This is a genomic window from Pseudoalteromonas shioyasakiensis (assembly GCA_013391845.1).
Taxonomy (GTDB): domain Bacteria; phylum Pseudomonadota; class Gammaproteobacteria; order Enterobacterales; family Alteromonadaceae; genus Pseudoalteromonas; species Pseudoalteromonas apostichopi.
Genome location: CP058414.1, coordinates 294,949 through 309,932 on the forward strand (window position 1 = coordinate 294,949; position 14,984 = coordinate 309,932).

The 14,984-nt window shown below is 41.1% G+C and carries 11 protein-coding genes and 1 pseudogene; 6 read left to right on the forward strand and 6 right to left on the reverse strand.

From position 1 onward, the window contains the following. Positions 1–58 precede the first annotated feature (58 nt). A complete protein-coding gene (locus tag HYD28_01420) occupies positions 59–1,090 on the forward strand; it encodes a cytosolic protein (protein ID QLE07741.1) in 1,032 nt (343 codons plus the stop codon). A gap of 405 nt (positions 1,091–1,495) precedes the next feature. Here HYD28_01420 and HYD28_01425 read toward each other — a convergent pair whose 3' ends face one another. Beyond that, positions 1,496–2,560, reverse strand: a complete 1,065-nt coding sequence (locus tag HYD28_01425; GenBank protein QLE07742.1) for a two pore domain potassium channel family protein — start codon at positions 2,558–2,560, stop codon at positions 1,496–1,498. 145 nt (positions 2,561–2,705) lie between these two features. On the opposite strand from HYD28_01425, the gene HYD28_01430 reads away from it, so the two are divergent. Both HYD28_01430 and HYD28_01435 read left to right on the forward strand, forming a co-directional pair. Further along, positions 2,706–3,659, forward strand: coding sequence for a chemotaxis protein CheV (locus tag HYD28_01430; protein ID QLE07743.1), 954 nt, complete (start codon positions 2,706–2,708; stop codon positions 3,657–3,659). Positions 3,660–3,773: 114 nt separating this feature from the next. Next, entirely contained in the window at positions 3,774–5,087 is a 1,314-nt protein-coding gene (locus tag HYD28_01435; protein QLE07744.1) for a short-chain fatty acid transporter, read from the forward strand. 54 nt (positions 5,088–5,141) lie between these two features. Here HYD28_01435 and HYD28_01440 read toward each other — a convergent pair whose 3' ends face one another. Next, positions 5,142–6,158, reverse strand: a complete 1,017-nt coding sequence (locus tag HYD28_01440) for a site-2 protease family protein (protein QLE07745.1) — start codon at positions 6,156–6,158, stop codon at positions 5,142–5,144. A 175-nt stretch (positions 6,159–6,333) separates the two neighbouring features. On the opposite strand from HYD28_01440, the gene HYD28_01445 reads away from it, so the two are divergent. Continuing rightward, complete coding sequence (locus HYD28_01445; GenBank protein QLE07746.1) at positions 6,334–7,554, forward strand: EAL domain-containing response regulator; 1,221 nt, start codon at positions 6,334–6,336, stop codon at positions 7,552–7,554. Here the strand turns inward: HYD28_01445 and HYD28_01450 are convergent. Next, positions 7,551–8,615: an HlyC/CorC family transporter gene (locus HYD28_01450; protein QLE07747.1), complete on the reverse strand. Its 1,065-nt coding sequence runs from the start codon at positions 8,613–8,615 to the stop codon at positions 7,551–7,553. The genes HYD28_01445 and HYD28_01450 overlap by 4 nt on opposite strands. A 144-nt stretch (positions 8,616–8,759) precedes the next feature. On the opposite strand from HYD28_01450, the gene HYD28_01455 reads away from it, so the two are divergent. Beyond that, positions 8,760–11,255 carry a S9 family peptidase gene (locus HYD28_01455; protein ID QLE07748.1) on the forward strand — a complete coding sequence of 832 codons (2,496 nt, stop codon included), beginning with the start codon at positions 8,760–8,762 and terminating at the stop codon, positions 11,253–11,255. A 165-nt stretch (positions 11,256–11,420) separates the two neighbouring features. Continuing rightward, positions 11,421–12,125, forward strand: a complete 705-nt coding sequence (locus HYD28_01460; protein ID QLE07749.1) for a response regulator transcription factor — start codon at positions 11,421–11,423, stop codon at positions 12,123–12,125. Between the two features lie 8 nt (positions 12,126–12,133). Here HYD28_01460 and HYD28_01465 read toward each other — a convergent pair. The 3 genes and pseudogenes from HYD28_01465 to HYD28_01475 all read right to left on the reverse strand — a co-directional run bounded on the left by HYD28_01465 (position 12,134) and on the right by HYD28_01475 (position 14,939). Next, positions 12,134–12,736 (reverse strand): annotated as a pseudogene (locus HYD28_01465) (ATP-binding protein). Positions 12,737–13,184: 448 nt separating this feature from the next. Then, a complete protein-coding gene (locus HYD28_01470) occupies positions 13,185–13,457 on the reverse strand; it encodes a YkgJ family cysteine cluster protein (GenBank protein QLE07750.1) in 273 nt (90 codons plus the stop codon). A 3-nt stretch (positions 13,458–13,460) separates the two neighbouring features. Continuing rightward, the gene (locus tag HYD28_01475) at positions 13,461–14,939 is read right to left on the reverse strand and encodes a hypothetical protein (protein QLE07751.1); all 1,479 of its coding nucleotides are present in this window, start codon (positions 14,937–14,939) and stop codon (positions 13,461–13,463) included. Between the last annotated feature and the right edge of the window lie 45 nt (positions 14,940–14,984).

The following is a 14,984-nucleotide window of genomic DNA, read 5'->3' on the forward strand; positions in this document are numbered from 1 at the left end:
GAGCTGCTATTTTTGCTATAATTTCGCCCCTTTATTTTAGAGGTACTAAGGGGGATGTATGAAATTACTGTATTGGTTAGAGGAATGGACCAGTCTCCCCCGCGATGAGCAACAAAGCCTTATGCCTATGACTGGCGGTGACTTGCTCGGCGATGTTTATGTAAAATACCATATCATTGATGCCAATAAGCCCCTGCTAATTACCTTCTCTCCTGCTGGAACAAATTATCAAGAACATGATATCACTGATGATTTTTCGCCTTGGGCTTATAAGCTCGCGAAAAAGCAAGATGTGAATATTATCGCCTTTCAACATTTAGGCATTAGTAACTGGTTTAGACACCGTAATCTGTTGTTTTTCATTGAGCAGCTAGCGCCACTGATTGGTGGATTTAAAGAGCGGTTAGGTTATGGCTTGAGTCGAGGAGGCTTTGCCGTTGGTGCATTTGCCAATCTATTAAAGCTTGATAAAGTTTTACTCTTTCACCCTGTTAGCACAAAAAACAAAGAAAAAGCACCATGGGATGATCGTTCAAGCACCGAAATCGCGCAAAAATTCGATTGGAACGGTGACTACCACGATTTAGATTTAGGCCATGCAAAGGGTTATATTATTTACGATCCAACTAATCGCATCGACCGCGCTCATGCTAAACGTTACCCACAACTAACCCACTTACGCGTGTTTGGTATGGGCCATAGTGTTCATGCAACATATTTAAATAAGTTTGGCTTTTATAAAGATGTTGCTGTTGATTTTATTAGCCACCAGCAAGTTGATATAGCCCAATTCCGCCAGCAAACCAAAACCCTGCGCTTTAAAGAAGACTATTATCGTCGTCTAAATAAAGCAAACAAGAGTTCGCCACATCGTTTAGCCTTACTAAGCACCGCGCATACAATTTTAGCAGAAGAAAAAGCTGAGCATATGCAAGAGCAAAAGAATGCGATTGATGTGCAACCGCTGATTGATGTTGCAATCAAACATCAAGATGAACACCCAAACGATGCTATTAAGGTATTAGAAGTAGCGCAACAACTCTCACCGGATGACCCTGTGATAGATCATAAACTAAAACAGTTGAAGTGATACAGCAGCTTGAAGCCTTAAGGCGTAAGTTAACCCTTGGGTTTTACTTTGCGGTGTTTTTTGACCCGTCCGTGTTTGGGGATAATTGTTAAGTACATCACTAAAGCTAACCACGAAAAGAAGATGATACCTATTAACCAAGCATTCTTTTCGTGGCCCTGAGTGCGTTTACTATTGAGCACAATGACCACAGGTAAGATGTAGGCACTCAATACAATAATTAAAAACGCAACTTCACTCATAAATACCAATTCGCTTAATTAAGTGGTCCATTTTGAGGCAATAAAACCTTGTTGATAGCAAGGCAAAAATTTTGTTATTTAGTTGTTCTAAATGAGGAATTTTTAACGCAGTTAGCAACAGGTTTAATCCCTCAAAATGATTAAGTATTATTGCGGATTGGTACTATACCAACGCTGACCAATCAACTTCGTCGCTCAAAACACGCTCCGCAGCAATATAATGCAAAATATCTCCCTCACTTACTACATAATCAAGTGGCGGGTTTAAGTCCATATTTTTTGCACTCAAGTTATGTGCGACACCCAGTAGTATAGCATCGTGACTATATTTAAAGTGATGAAACAGCTTGCCAAATTCCATTGCTTGCACGCCTTTTGGAATTGGTAAACTAAATTGAGTATCCCCGTGTAGTGTCGATAACAACTCTTCTTGCACGCGGCTTGAACCTGGGTCTTGCATTGAACGCACTAATATCTCTGCTGATTTAGCACTACTACATTCTACATTGTGGCAATGCTCATGTAGCATTTCGATTTTAGTTTCATCAGTAAAGTGCGCACTGATGTGGCACTGTTCATTGACCAACTTGCTAATACGCAGGGCTGTTGTAAACGTTTGGTCATCATCTTGGCCATCAATTATAATTTTGTCGGCGCGATCAATGGCGATTCTTTTCAACTCATCTAAGTCAGTAAAGCTACTTAGCCGAGCAAAATCAACCATCGGATTTGCTAAAAATGGATGTTCCATTTGCTCTGTGACCGCCAATAGAATACGACGATCTAAACGTTTATGATCGGCCAAAATATAGTCAACCATCTTCTTAGTCCGTGTATCGTGCCAACCAAAGATAATTATGTGATTGTTTATATGTGCGAAGCTTTTATCACCCGTCATAGCGCGCCTAATTAAATAAGTTACTGTTTGCCCTGTTTTTCCTAACAGAACGCCAAATAATGCTAAACCAAAAGGTATTTGTAGTAATGCGACAATCCAACGGCCAAGCTCTGTGCTAGCGCTAAAGTCGCCATAGCCAACTGTTGATGTTGTTACTACATAATAATAAAAATAAGTACTGAGTGGTGTGAGCGCTTGCTCTCCTGCAAGCATAAGTAGCCACCAAATAAGTAGCATATGCAAAAGCGTAGTAAATACCACAGCCTGCCAACTTACTTGATCTATATGACTGCGAATAAGTACCACTAAACGATTAAATATATGATGCATAATCCTTGCGATTTATAGTGGAGGAAATTATCGATACGGTACTGTAATGCTTGCTCTTTGGCAACTGATGGAAAATTCCTAATGCATGTCGATGAAAAATAATAGTAGACTATACTATCTCTGTATTAGGTATTTAGGGTGAAATATGTCAGGTGTTCTTGCTTCTGTTGATAAGCGTACGCAACTGGTCGGTGAAAACCGCTTAGAGCTTTTGCTATTTTACCTACACAGCCGCCACTTATTCGCACTCAATGTGTTCAAAGTGAAAGAAGTGGTCAAGTTACCGCAAATTAGTAAAATTCCCCATGCGCATCCTAAAGTGTCTGGGGTCGTAAATATTCGCGGCGAATCCATTCCGGTGATTGATTTACGCAAAGCGATAAACATGCCAGAAGCTAAACACATCGAAGATACAAACCTCGTTATCACTGAGTACAATCGCACCGTGCAAGGCTTTTTAATTGGTAAAGTTGATCAAATTGTCAATATGACATGGTCAGATATCATGCCGCCGCCAACTGCTATTGGTAAAAATCACTACCTAACTGCCTTAACGAAATTGAAACGTGATGACCAAGAGCAGTTGGTTGAAATTATTGATGTAGAAAAAGTGCTCGCCGAAATCGTTGAATACGAAGTCCAAATATCTGAAGATATTCTTGATAAAAGCATCGTGAACGAATTTGCAGGCCGCAAAATTCTTCATGCCGATGATTCACCTACAGCACGTAAGCAAGTAAGCGATACATTATCGCAACTTGGTATCGAAATCATACCTGCTCGTAACGGACTTGAAGCACTTGAGATGTTAAAAGGCTGGGCTGATCAAGGCAAAGATGTTGAGAAAGAACTACTTATGGTGATCACCGATGCTGAAATGCCAGCAATGGATGGCTACCGTTTAACACACGAAATTCGTAACGACAGCCGAATGAAGAACTTACATATCGTTCTTAATACATCCCTAAGCGGAAGCTTTAACCAAGCTTTAGTTGAGAAGGTTGGCTGTAATGCCTTTTTATCCAAGTTCCAGCCAATACTATTAGTAGAAGAAGTTCAAGCTCGCTTAAAAGCCGTGCTAGAGCAAGACTCACAGTAATCGCTATAGCATCTGTTTTTAAACGCATCAGCTAAAGCAACGGCGTCGCAATTTGCCAATTATCGTTATTCATGATTTATTGGCATTATCGATTCGACGACAACAATAAAAACTATGCTAAATCGCGTTGCTAAACCATTCACTAAACTAGTTGAGCGTTATCTACCCGACCCGTTCGTATTTGTTATTTTACTCACCTTACCGAGCTTCATCGTTGCAAGTCTCTTTACTCCGTCAACGCCCACGCAGGTACTCGCGGCTTGGGGAGGTGGGTTTTGGAACCTATTACAATTTGCCATGCAAATGCTGCTGGTGCTGCTAACGGGCTACATGCTAGCGAGTACCCCTGTTATGCGCAGCATACTCAACAAACTTGCAACTCTCGCCAACAGCCCTGCCAAAGCGATCATACTCGTTACGCTCGTGTCTTTATTGGCTAGCTGGCTAAATTGGGGCTTTGGTTTAGTTATTGGCGCTTTGTTCGCCAAAGCAATTGCGAAACAAACCCGCGTTGATTACCGTTTACTAGTTGCCAGTGCTTATTCTGGTTTTATTGTTTGGCATGGCGGCTTAGCCGGCTCAGTACCGCTGACTATCGCAACCGACGGTCACTTTTCACAGCAAAGCATTGGCATAATAGGCACCGAGAACACGATCTTTTCAGCATTCAATATCGCCATCGTTGTGGGCTTATTTATTATTATGCCGCTGGTAAATCGCTATATGTTGCCAAGCGAAAAAGACAGCGTTTATGTTGACCTAGCAAAGCTTGAAGATGAATCACAACAAATAGCGACGCCTACCCGCCCTGCCGAAGTCATCGAGCACAGTCGCTTGCTTGGTATGGGGGTAGGTGCCGTTGGTCTTGCCTATTTATTCTATTATTTTGTGCTAAACGGTGGCGGCTTAAACTTAAATAGCGTGATCGCTATTTTCTTATTCAGTGCAATTTTACTGCATCAAACACCACATAATTTACTAAGCAGCTTACAACAAGCAATCCCCAGCGGCGCTGGTATTGTCATTCAATTTCCATTTTATGCTGGGATCATGGCGATTATGGTAAAAACGGGACTCGCTCAACAAATCTCTGAAGGGTTTATTGCCATTGCAACCGCCGAGACGCTGCCATTTTGGAGCTTTGTAAGTGCAGGGTTTGTTAATATATTTGTGCCATCAGGCGGCGGCCAGTGGGCAGTGCAAGCGCCGATTGTCATTCCAGCCGCACAAACACTTGGCGCTGATATGCCACGAGTTGCTATGGCGGTTGCATGGGGCGATGCCTGGACCAACCTAATTCAACCGTTCTGGGCACTCCCTGTGCTTGCTATTGCAGGCCTAAAAGCAAAAGACATCATGGGCTTTTGTCTTGTGCAGCTGATCATCACCGGCGTGTTTATATCTTTGATGCTGAGCTTTTATCCTTAACTCAAAATTAGGAAGTGAAAAAACACTTCCTAATATTTAATATTGCAATGCTTATTAACTTGCTAAAATCTTCATTGGTAAGCTTAGGATTGCGCTTTCTGAATCGGCAAAGTGCATCATCACTGCCACATGACCTGCAACAACCAGTGCGTACATTACCGCTGAGAAGCCTTGCCCATAAGTATCAAGAGGGATGAGGTGTGAGTAGTGACGTCCGCGCCACTCAAAGATAATCTCAAGTGCCCCTACAAATAAGAAGAACACAAGTAGCATCAAACCAAAGGTGTAGCTTAGCCATAAGCCAAATAACACACCTAATAAACACACACTTAGACCTATCCATGAACGCATCGAAAAACTAATACTTTTAAGTACATGGCCGCCATCTAAGGGCAGAATAGGTAACAAGTTGAATAGGTTTAACAGTGCACTGAGTACCGCCACACCAGCGAATATTTCCATTTCAGTGGCGTAGTAAAGCACGACTCCCAGTACTGAGGTAATTAAGCCAAAAGCGGGCCCCATGAGTGAGATCACCACATCTTGCCATCGCGTGGTAATTTTATCATCGGAAACAGCCAAACCACCAACAAAGGGAATAAGGTAAATACCTTTAGTTTTAATGCCAAAATATTTCATAGCACGCACATGACCATATTCATGTACAACCAAGCAAGCAATTAACATTAAGGCAAATTCAATGGAAAATAACCAAGCGTAGCCTGCCACCGAAGCACCCGCTAAAGCTGCTTTCACTACTTTTGCACTTTTGAATAATTTAAAACCCAGTGCCAGCAAACCTATAATGCCGCGTTTTGGTTCAGCTTCTTGTAACTCAGGTAAAGCAAGTTGGCTCACCTGCTGCTGGTTAACAAAAATTGCTAAGCTTTTTTCGTGCACTTTACTGGTATCAAGACCAATACGCTGCCCCTGAAAATCAAACTCATAAAGTTCGAGCTCTGGGTTATCGAAGGCAATTGCTTGTTGTTGATGAAAAAGCTGAATTAACTGTGAGCCATTTAAATGCAAAATAAAGGTTTCGTCTGCGAGACTCAGCTGAAGTCTGACCATAGTTCTTATATATACGAATAAAAAGTGCGGCCATTATACTTAGGCCTTGCAAAATTACTAATTTCCTTTAGGGACAAGGTTGTGTATTTTTTACGCTATAAAACAGGTAAAAAACATGACTAAATACCTTTTATCTACTACTTTTAACTTTAGCGTTCTTGTTCATGGAGTGAATATGGTGAAGTCAAATAGACACATTCTCGTAGTAGATGACTCTAAAGCCATCTTGATTGTTATGCATGCCATTTTAAATGAGCTTGAGGTTCCGCATATAACAACTTGTCTAAGTGCCGAAGAAGCATTAGAAAAGGTGAAAAAAGCCCCTCACTTTTTTGATGCTATTTTTACTGATCTCAACATGCCAGACATGGATGGTATGGAGCTTATTCGTCATTTAGGCTCTATGAAGTACCATGGAGCAATTGCTATTATTTCGGAAATGGATCCTAAAGTTATTGACCTTGCTGCTGATCTGGCACGTAAGCATAACGCCCACTTAATTGGTAATGTCACTAAACCGGTACAGCTAAATCAGGTTTATTTACTACTGCAAAAACTTGAGCACTTTGCTATTCATGTTGAGCGCACCAAAACCCCTATTTCTGAGTCACTGTTACTACACGCTATCAGCCATAATGAAATTATTCCGTTTTATCAGCCTAAGATTAATCGCCATGATAATCGGGTCGAAAGTATTGAGGTACTTGCCCGTATAAATACTAGCCAAGAAGAGGAAATAATCTTACCGGATCGTTTCATTTGCATAGCTGAAGACCTAGATTTAATAAACCTCATCACATTTCAATTATTTGAAAAGGCGACTAACGACTTTGCAGAAATCAAAGAGCAGTTTGATCCTAACTTAAAATTGGCGTTTAACTTATCACCCTCACAGCTCGAGGACTTAAGTTGCCCAGATAAACTCGCTTTAATACTTCACCTTAACAATTTAACACCAAGTGAAGTAATTTTAGAAATTACCGAACAGTATGCGCTCCGTAGTACTGCTCAACTTGAAACACTCAACCGCCTGAGAATGCGCGGTTTTGGTATTTCACTTGATGACTTTGGCACAGGGTTTACTAATGTTCAGCAGCTAAAAACGCTGCCATTTACCGAAATAAAGATCGATCGCACCCTGATTAGCAATATTGAAACCGACCAGTTTTCCCAAGTGATTGTTAGTAGTTTGGTGAATATAGCAATTCAAGAAGACCTTGCCATTGTTGCTGAAGGCATTGAGCGTGTGGAAGAGCTTGAGTACCTTGACCGCTACAAAGAGTTTATTTTAATGCAGGGCTTTTTACTGTGCCGCCCGAAGGCCAAAGAAGATTTTTTAAATTGGTCACTCTCATGGCGGCAAATGGTAAAGACGGCAGCAGGACACCGCCGTTAAGGATTACGCTTATCGTCACTAACGATGGTATTACTCGATGCTAAACGTTGTCGCCAGCGCTGTTTGGCGACTTTTTGCATATTAGCTGATTGATCATGCTCATCAACAATTTCGAGCCCCATTAATGCTTCAATTAAATCTTCAAGAGTGACAATACCTTGTACATCACCGTACTCATCTACCACTAAACAAATGTGAGTACGCTCTGACAGTAAAGTCTCGAGTAAGGTCGGCACATGCAAGGTTTCTGGTACGGTGTAAATAGGCTTAACAAGCTTGCTAATTTTATAGTCTTCACCTAAGCGATGATAAGCCAGCATGATGTCATTTTTATGCACGAAGCCAATAATATCGTCACCATTTTTGTCATACACCAATACCCTTGAAAACGAAGACGAACCATGTTCCGACAAGTATTGGTTTACAGTTAAATCTTTATGCACTTTAAAAAGCACCGTACGTGGCGTCATTAAGGTATCGAGTTTGGCATGACGAAAATGCAGCAGGCTGCGAATGATTTCAGATTCATCTTGCCCAAGCGCTCCTGACTCAGAGCCAATATCAGCCATTGCTTCAATCTCTTGGCGGATGTAATAAGCTTCATCGTAATTACGCCCCAAAAAGCGCGTTAAGATATCTGCAAACCACACAAAAGGTTTTAAAATAAATACCAACCAAATGAGGCTCACACTAACAATGGGGGTTAATCCTCGCCAATAATTAGCGCCTAATGTTTTAGGAATAATTTCAGAAAGCACCAGTACCAATAACGTCATAATTGCGGAGGCAACGCCAACTGCTGCATCTGAAAACACCACTGCAGCTTGTGCGCCAACGCCAGCGGCGCCTGCCGTGTGCGCTATGGTATTTAACGTCAGTATTGCTGCTAAAGGTTGGTCTATATTATCTTTAAGCTTACCAACACGTTTTGCCAGTTGCGGTTGTTGCTTTCTGAGCATGGCAACATAACTTGGTGTAATACTTAACAGTACCGCCTCCATCACTGAGCACAAAAACGAAACCGCAATGGCAACAAACATATAAACAAGTAGCAATGTCACGCTGAGCCCTCTTAAAAAGTTAACCTGCTCACCATAGCAATTGAAAACCACAAGCTCAAACCCGACTGCAATCTAACGCAGAGCACTTTTTGGGTAATTTGCAGCGTGCTATATTGGTTTAAATTACCTTCAACAGGCGAAACTATGACACTTTCAACTACTTGGCTAAGCCAATCAGCCAAGCTAAAAACAACATTTAGTGCATTAGCGCTATGTGCATTAAGCAATACTGCAATGGCCGCTGCCATTGATAAATCAGCGGTGCAATTTATTGGTCCTCTTGGCGAAGATATGCAACTTAAGCCATATCAAACGGACCATCGTGATGCCATTATTGCCAACCTATTACCTAGCTTACAGAAAAGCAGCAATAGCATTCGTGTATTTGGTAATGAGCTTGACTGGCAATCATTCGACAAAATTAGTGCGCTAACACTTGGTGGTTTACAAGCCCTTAAATTTACCGCCTCAACTGAGCGCTTTAGCCAAGGCTCATTAACGCTTAAAGGCATTGAAAACGCACAGCTATTTATTGATGGTGAAAAGCAAACAGAAAAGAATAAAAGCTATGAGCTAGCTTTAAGCCAAGGCGATCATCAGTTTGTTATCATTACTGAACAAGTTGCCAACTGGAATGAGGTTGAGCTTGATTTTACAGCTAAGTCTGAACTAGATGCTGTGCAATTTAGCGCTAAACAACAACACGGTTTGTCTGCTAAGCAATTATTCGATGCGCCAACGGTAAGTTATATTTCAATGGCGCCAAATGGCGATTACTTCATTACTAGCCAACGTCATTACGAAGATGCAACCGCTAATCAAGCGCAATATGTTACTGAGCTTAAAGACGCCAAAAACAACACCCTTTATCGTTTTGAGTCAGCCCAACCGAGTAACATTACTTGGAGCCCAGATAGTAAAACTTTAGTGTATCTATTAAATGGCGAGCTTAAACGTTTAAACCTAAAAACCATGCAACTTAACGTGATTGCTAAAAACCTTGCTGGTGCAAATGGTTTTCAGTTTTTTGATAACAACAGCTTAATTTTTAGTTGGTCAAAATCTCCAACAGATAATGGTAAGCTCACTAAACATTATCAAGGCCTGCAAGACCGTTGGTCTTATGCTCGTACTACATCGCAAGTATATTTACTCGATATCGCTACAGGTCTAAGCAAAATCTTAAGCCAAGGCCCGCTTAGCCATTCACTTGAAGATTTTGATGCTAAAAACGGCCACGTTTTAATGAGCCGCTCAGCACAAGCAATGCAGCTATCACCACAACCCGCAACTGAACTTGTTGAGTTAGACCTAACTACATCGGCCCTCACAGTACTTGGTCAATACAATACCTTTAATCAGGCTAAATATACTGATGACGGTATTTATGTCACTGCCGGCCCTGATTTTAATAATGGCTTAGGTCGTAATCTTCCTGAAGGAATGCTTGCTAATAACTATGACGGTCAACTTTATCTACTGAGCCGTGACGGTAAAAAAGCCAGCGCTCTAAGTAAAGAGTTTAACCCAGCTATCGGCCAGTTAAATGTGCTTGATAATGGTGATGCACTAATTAAAGTTACCGAGCGAGACACTGCGCAGCTTTATCAATTCGACTTGAGTAAAAATCGTTTTAATAAAGTGAATACGGGCTTTGATGTTGTTGAGCAAGTTAGCTACTCACACGAACGCACCCCGCGCATCTTGGTTACCGGCACCACAGCGTCAACACCTCAGCAGTTAAAACAACTACACTTAGGTAAGAATCGCGCTAAAGTATTGTGGGACTCTAAGCCAATTGGCTATGAAGATACTCAAGTAGCCTCACTGGAAGAGTTTAACTTTACTAATAAAGATGGCATTGAAATTAAAGGCCGTGTTTATCTGCCCCATGATTTAGATAGCAATAAACAATACCCTGCACTGGTTTATTACTATGGCGGTACATCGCCTGTAACACGTGGTTTTACGGGTCGTTACCCATTTAACTTATGGGCTGAGCATGGCTATGTTGTTTACGTTGTACAACCTACTGGCGCAACAGGTTTTGGCCAAGAGTTTTCAGCTAAACACGTAAACGCATGGGGTGAGTACACAGCCAACGACATCATTGACGGCACAAAAGCCTTTTTAGATAAATATAGCTTCGTAGATAGTAAACGTGTGGGTAATCTAGGTGCATCTTACGGTGGCTTTATGACCATGTTATTAGCAACCAAAACGGATATGTTCAGTGCATCGATTGCCCATGCGGGGATTTCAAATATCACCTCGTATTGGGGCCAAGGTTGGTGGGGTTACTTATACTCAGCTGAGGCATCTAAAAATAGCTACCCTTGGAACAATCCTACACTTTATAGCCAACATAGCCCTGTGTTTCATGCTGACAAAGTAACAACGCCGTTATTACTACTTCACGGTGACTCAGATACCAATGTACCTGTTGGTGAAAGTCACAATATGTACACGGCATTAAAATTATTGGGTAAGGATGTTGAGCTGATTGAGTACAAGGGTGCTGATCACCAAATATTTGCTCGCGATAAGCGCTTTGATTGGTGGAATACGATGTTGGCTTATTTTGATAAAAACTTAAAAGATCAGCCACAATGGTGGCAATATCTTTATCCTGAAAAGTAGTTTAGTTATTTAACTGGGCACTCGTTGAGTGCTCAGCTTTCCCTCTATTTAAAAAACGCTAAGCCATTAAATTGTAAGAAATAGTTACAAACTTCGCCATGACACTTCTCAGCCTTTGCCATACAGTGCTAACATAACAACAAATCAAGTGTGAAATTAAAGCGAATGACTATTCAAGTTTTATTGGTTGAAGACGACGAATTACTCGTTAAACGCATTCTTAATCATTTTAAAGAAACTGAGTTTAATATTGAGGTAGATTCAACGGGTGCAGATGCACTAAGCATTGTGCAATCACGTGCTTCGTCTAAAGAAGCAATTTCTCTAGCAGTTATCGATATTGTATTACCAAAGCGCGATGGGCTGCTTCTTGCCAAAGAACTTAACGCCTTAACTGATATTGGTGTTATTGTACTGTCTAGTCGTGACTCGCAAGCTGACCGTATTGCCGGACTTGCACAAGGTGCCGATGACTACATTTGCAAGCCAGTTGACTTACTAGAACTTGAACTAAGAATGCGCGCCCTTTTTAAACGTATAAAAGGCTCACAGCATGATGATGAAAGTGAAGAATTTATAGAATATTCCGACTTTAAACTGCACCCAGATAACCGCACATTGATCACTCCTAATGGTGAAGAGTCTCGTCTTACAGAGGCAGAGCACAAGGTACTTATTTGTCTCATTGCAAATGCTGGTAAGGCCACATCACGTGAAAAAATTTCCGAAGAAATTGGTCAACCTGACTGGAGCCCAAGCGATCGTACCGTTGATGTACTTATTGGCCGCTTACGTAAAAAGTTAAGCGATGAAAAAGACCAAAAACGTATCGTTACCGTTCGCGGCAAAGGCTACATGCTATCTATTTAGCAAGCTTGCTAATACTGCGTTAATTGGCTAATTAACCTTTCAAAGGCGCGATAATTCAACGCCTCTTTTAGTTCGTTTAAGGTAATTGAAGGCTGCGCTTTTAAGTCGCTAATGGTACGCGCAACTTTAATAACACGATGATATGAGCGCGGTGAAAGTGCCAGTTTTTCACTGGCTTTTGCTAAAAACTGCAGCTCAGCAGCTGCCAACTCACAATGAATGCTCATTTCTTTATTATTCAAGCGCGCATTCACTTTGCCTTGTCGGTTAAGCTGAATTGTATAGGCTCTTTCGACTCTGGCTCTCACCTGTTCACTACTCTCTTCCACTTGCGTGCTCTGTAATTGGCTACTGGTAAGTCGCGGCAGCTCAATTTGTAAATCAATCCTATCGATAAATGGCCCAGACACCCGAGATAAGTACCGCAGAACTTGATCTGGTGTTGCACGTTTATCGGTATGACTTCCTGTGGGGCTAGGGTTTAATGCGGCGATTAGCTGGAATTGCGATGGAAATTCCATTTGTCGTGCCGCTCGCGATATAGTCACCACGCCCGTTTCCATTGGTTCGCGCAATGAGTCGAGCACTTTTCTTTCGAATTCGGGCAGTTCAGCCTTACACTCTAAACAGACATCTATATAGACACACTCTAGTGCCAATTAAAACATACATCACAGACATATAGATTAATGTCTATAGTTTTCACCAATATCTATAAATAAATAGGCTAATTTAGTCTTCATTACCTTACTTACACAATCTTATTTACATAAGTGTGCTTACCGAGGGATACTGACGGTATACCTTTGCATCCGGGCTACTTCAGTTAACGTTTAGTGCCATGATCTGCTGCTGTTTTCTCCTAATAGGGAATACCGTAACGCCAGCGACTATTGCATTCGTTTAATGAAGAACAGAAAGGCATTAATATAGAACTCTCCTTATTGTATTTTGGATATAATGCTGGAGTTTTCTATTTCTGGTAATATTAAACGCGAGATTTTTGTCAAATCATTTCCCGCGAATAGTCACTATCAGCGAGTTTCTATATCGAGTACTTTATTTCGCTTTCAGTTGCGTGCAAATAGTAGAGTTAATCTCGATGAACTCTTCCCACTCGTAAATATGCGAAAGATGGTGTGTGTAGTATTCCTCTACCCGACAAACTAGTGGCCTTGATTCGTAAATCTCGCATAACTTGGTTGAGTCGTTGAAATTAACACACGTTCCATCGCCTCTGTCTAAATAACTAGTCTGATTGCTTAAATGGACATTGCGACAGCATTGCCCACAAGCATCACAAGGGAAGGTACGTTTTTCGGTTGAATGCATGCCTTACTCACCCATCATGAACGCTTCGAATTCATCCAAATTAGAGAAACGAGATTCAAAACCAAACTGTGATCCAATAGTATTTATTGTTTCGGTTGCTTGTTGATATTCCTTCTTCTCTAGGTGATTGTTTAGATCACCAAGTAACCCATCAAGCGTAGAACGTCGTTCTTGAAAATACAACTTAACTTTCTGATTGTGCTCAGAGAAAAATGTCTCCGTTATCTCATTGACATCATCAGTGAACTTACCGAATGCTTCAGCACGCAATTTATATCGATAGAGTTCAATATCGTTGTTCAAAATAGAGTACGCATGTCTAACTCCTAAATAAGATAATCGCATCCAAGCAACAAAATTCAGTCTACTAAAGAACCCTACCCAGTTGAAATCAGGGTTTCTCGCGAAAGCGTCACCAGCATCAATTAAGCATAAAGTACCGTGACCAGCTAAAAGCATTTTTCTTAATCTAGGGCTCTTATCTAGTTTGAAGAATTCCATGCAATCAGACCATGAGCGCCCAAATTGATAACGGTGTCTAATGATACAGAAAATGCGTGTAAACAATTCAACCATAAATACTGGTATTGCTTGCACCATGCCGAATCGAAAGTCGTAACCTTGTTCAAAGACTTTTACAGCAATATCTGCAAAAGAAAGCTGTTCACCTTTGTGTTCGAAGCTACCAATATTAAGCGTTTGTAACAGTTCATAGAATGGTATCGGAACACCCGTACCTCTTCCTTGTCCTCCCGAAGAGCCTGCAATATCAGACATGATATGTCCCATCCAGTTAACAAAGGCACAGAATATTTTTGAGATAACATTACTACCTTGTAGCTTGCTATCTGCAGTTACAGTTATCAATTGGCCGTTATCGATAAATGTGGCGGTCCCGCGAAACTGGTCAATAATTGAAAAAATCAATCCAATTGGACTCGGAGAGTGTGAAAGAGACTTTAAGTGATGATTAGATGGGGTCATCTTCATAAAGTCATTAACTATCTTTCCATGTTGATGATCGTAATTAACTTTAAAAGTACGTTCTAAGAAACCAATAGCACTCTTAGTTGAGTCTGCATCCCCTCTTGGCCCATTCCAGCCATTAAGTTTTGCAAAACTTTCCACTAACGAATCCATTGTCCTATCAGCGTGTTCCAGTAACTTAGAGTCGCCTGGGGAACCAACAAAAAACGAGTCGACAAGTCCTGATAATACTCCAGCAGAAGCGGAAAAGATGTAATCCCACTTATCACACTCGGTTCCAATTTTTACGTCTTCTTCTATTTGGGCTAGTTGCTTCTCAAGTTCTTTTTCTCGGTCACATATTTTAGTTAATGTAATATCGTGCGCTTCAAGTATCTCGGCAAATGATTGATATTTTTTCGTGGCAGTCGGGAATAATGAATCTAGTTCAGGAGAGGCTTTCTCAAGCAATTGAACAAGTGATTTTTTGTTGAAAAGTTCTAGGTTGTTTTCCATACGTTACTCTAAAAGAAAGAGAGCCGAAGCTCTCTCTTATTGCCA

What these genes read in the sequence shown, in the direction of transcription:
- HYD28_01470 (QLE07750.1), bottom strand. Translation starts at nt 13,457, where the DNA reads ATGCATTCAACCGAAAAACGTACCTTCCCTTGTGATGCTTGTGGGCAA.
- HYD28_01440 (QLE07745.1), bottom strand. Translation starts at nt 6,158, where the DNA reads ATGGTCAGACTTCAGCTGAGTCTCGCAGACGAAACCTTTATTTTGCAT.
- HYD28_01460 (QLE07749.1), top strand. Translation starts at nt 11,421, where the DNA reads ATGACTATTCAAGTTTTATTGGTTGAAGACGACGAATTACTCGTTAAA.
- HYD28_01425 (QLE07742.1), bottom strand. Translation starts at nt 2,560, where the DNA reads ATGCATCATATATTTAATCGTTTAGTGGTACTTATTCGCAGTCATATA.
- HYD28_01475 (QLE07751.1), bottom strand. Translation starts at nt 14,939, where the DNA reads ATGGAAAACAACCTAGAACTTTTCAACAAAAAATCACTTGTTCAATTG.
- HYD28_01435 (QLE07744.1), top strand. Translation starts at nt 3,774, where the DNA reads ATGCTAAATCGCGTTGCTAAACCATTCACTAAACTAGTTGAGCGTTAT.
- HYD28_01420 (QLE07741.1), top strand. Translation starts at nt 59, where the DNA reads ATGAAATTACTGTATTGGTTAGAGGAATGGACCAGTCTCCCCCGCGAT.
- HYD28_01430 (QLE07743.1), top strand. Translation starts at nt 2,706, where the DNA reads ATGTCAGGTGTTCTTGCTTCTGTTGATAAGCGTACGCAACTGGTCGGT.
- HYD28_01445 (QLE07746.1), top strand. Translation starts at nt 6,334, where the DNA reads ATGGTGAAGTCAAATAGACACATTCTCGTAGTAGATGACTCTAAAGCC.
- HYD28_01455 (QLE07748.1), top strand. Translation starts at nt 8,760, where the DNA reads ATGACACTTTCAACTACTTGGCTAAGCCAATCAGCCAAGCTAAAAACA.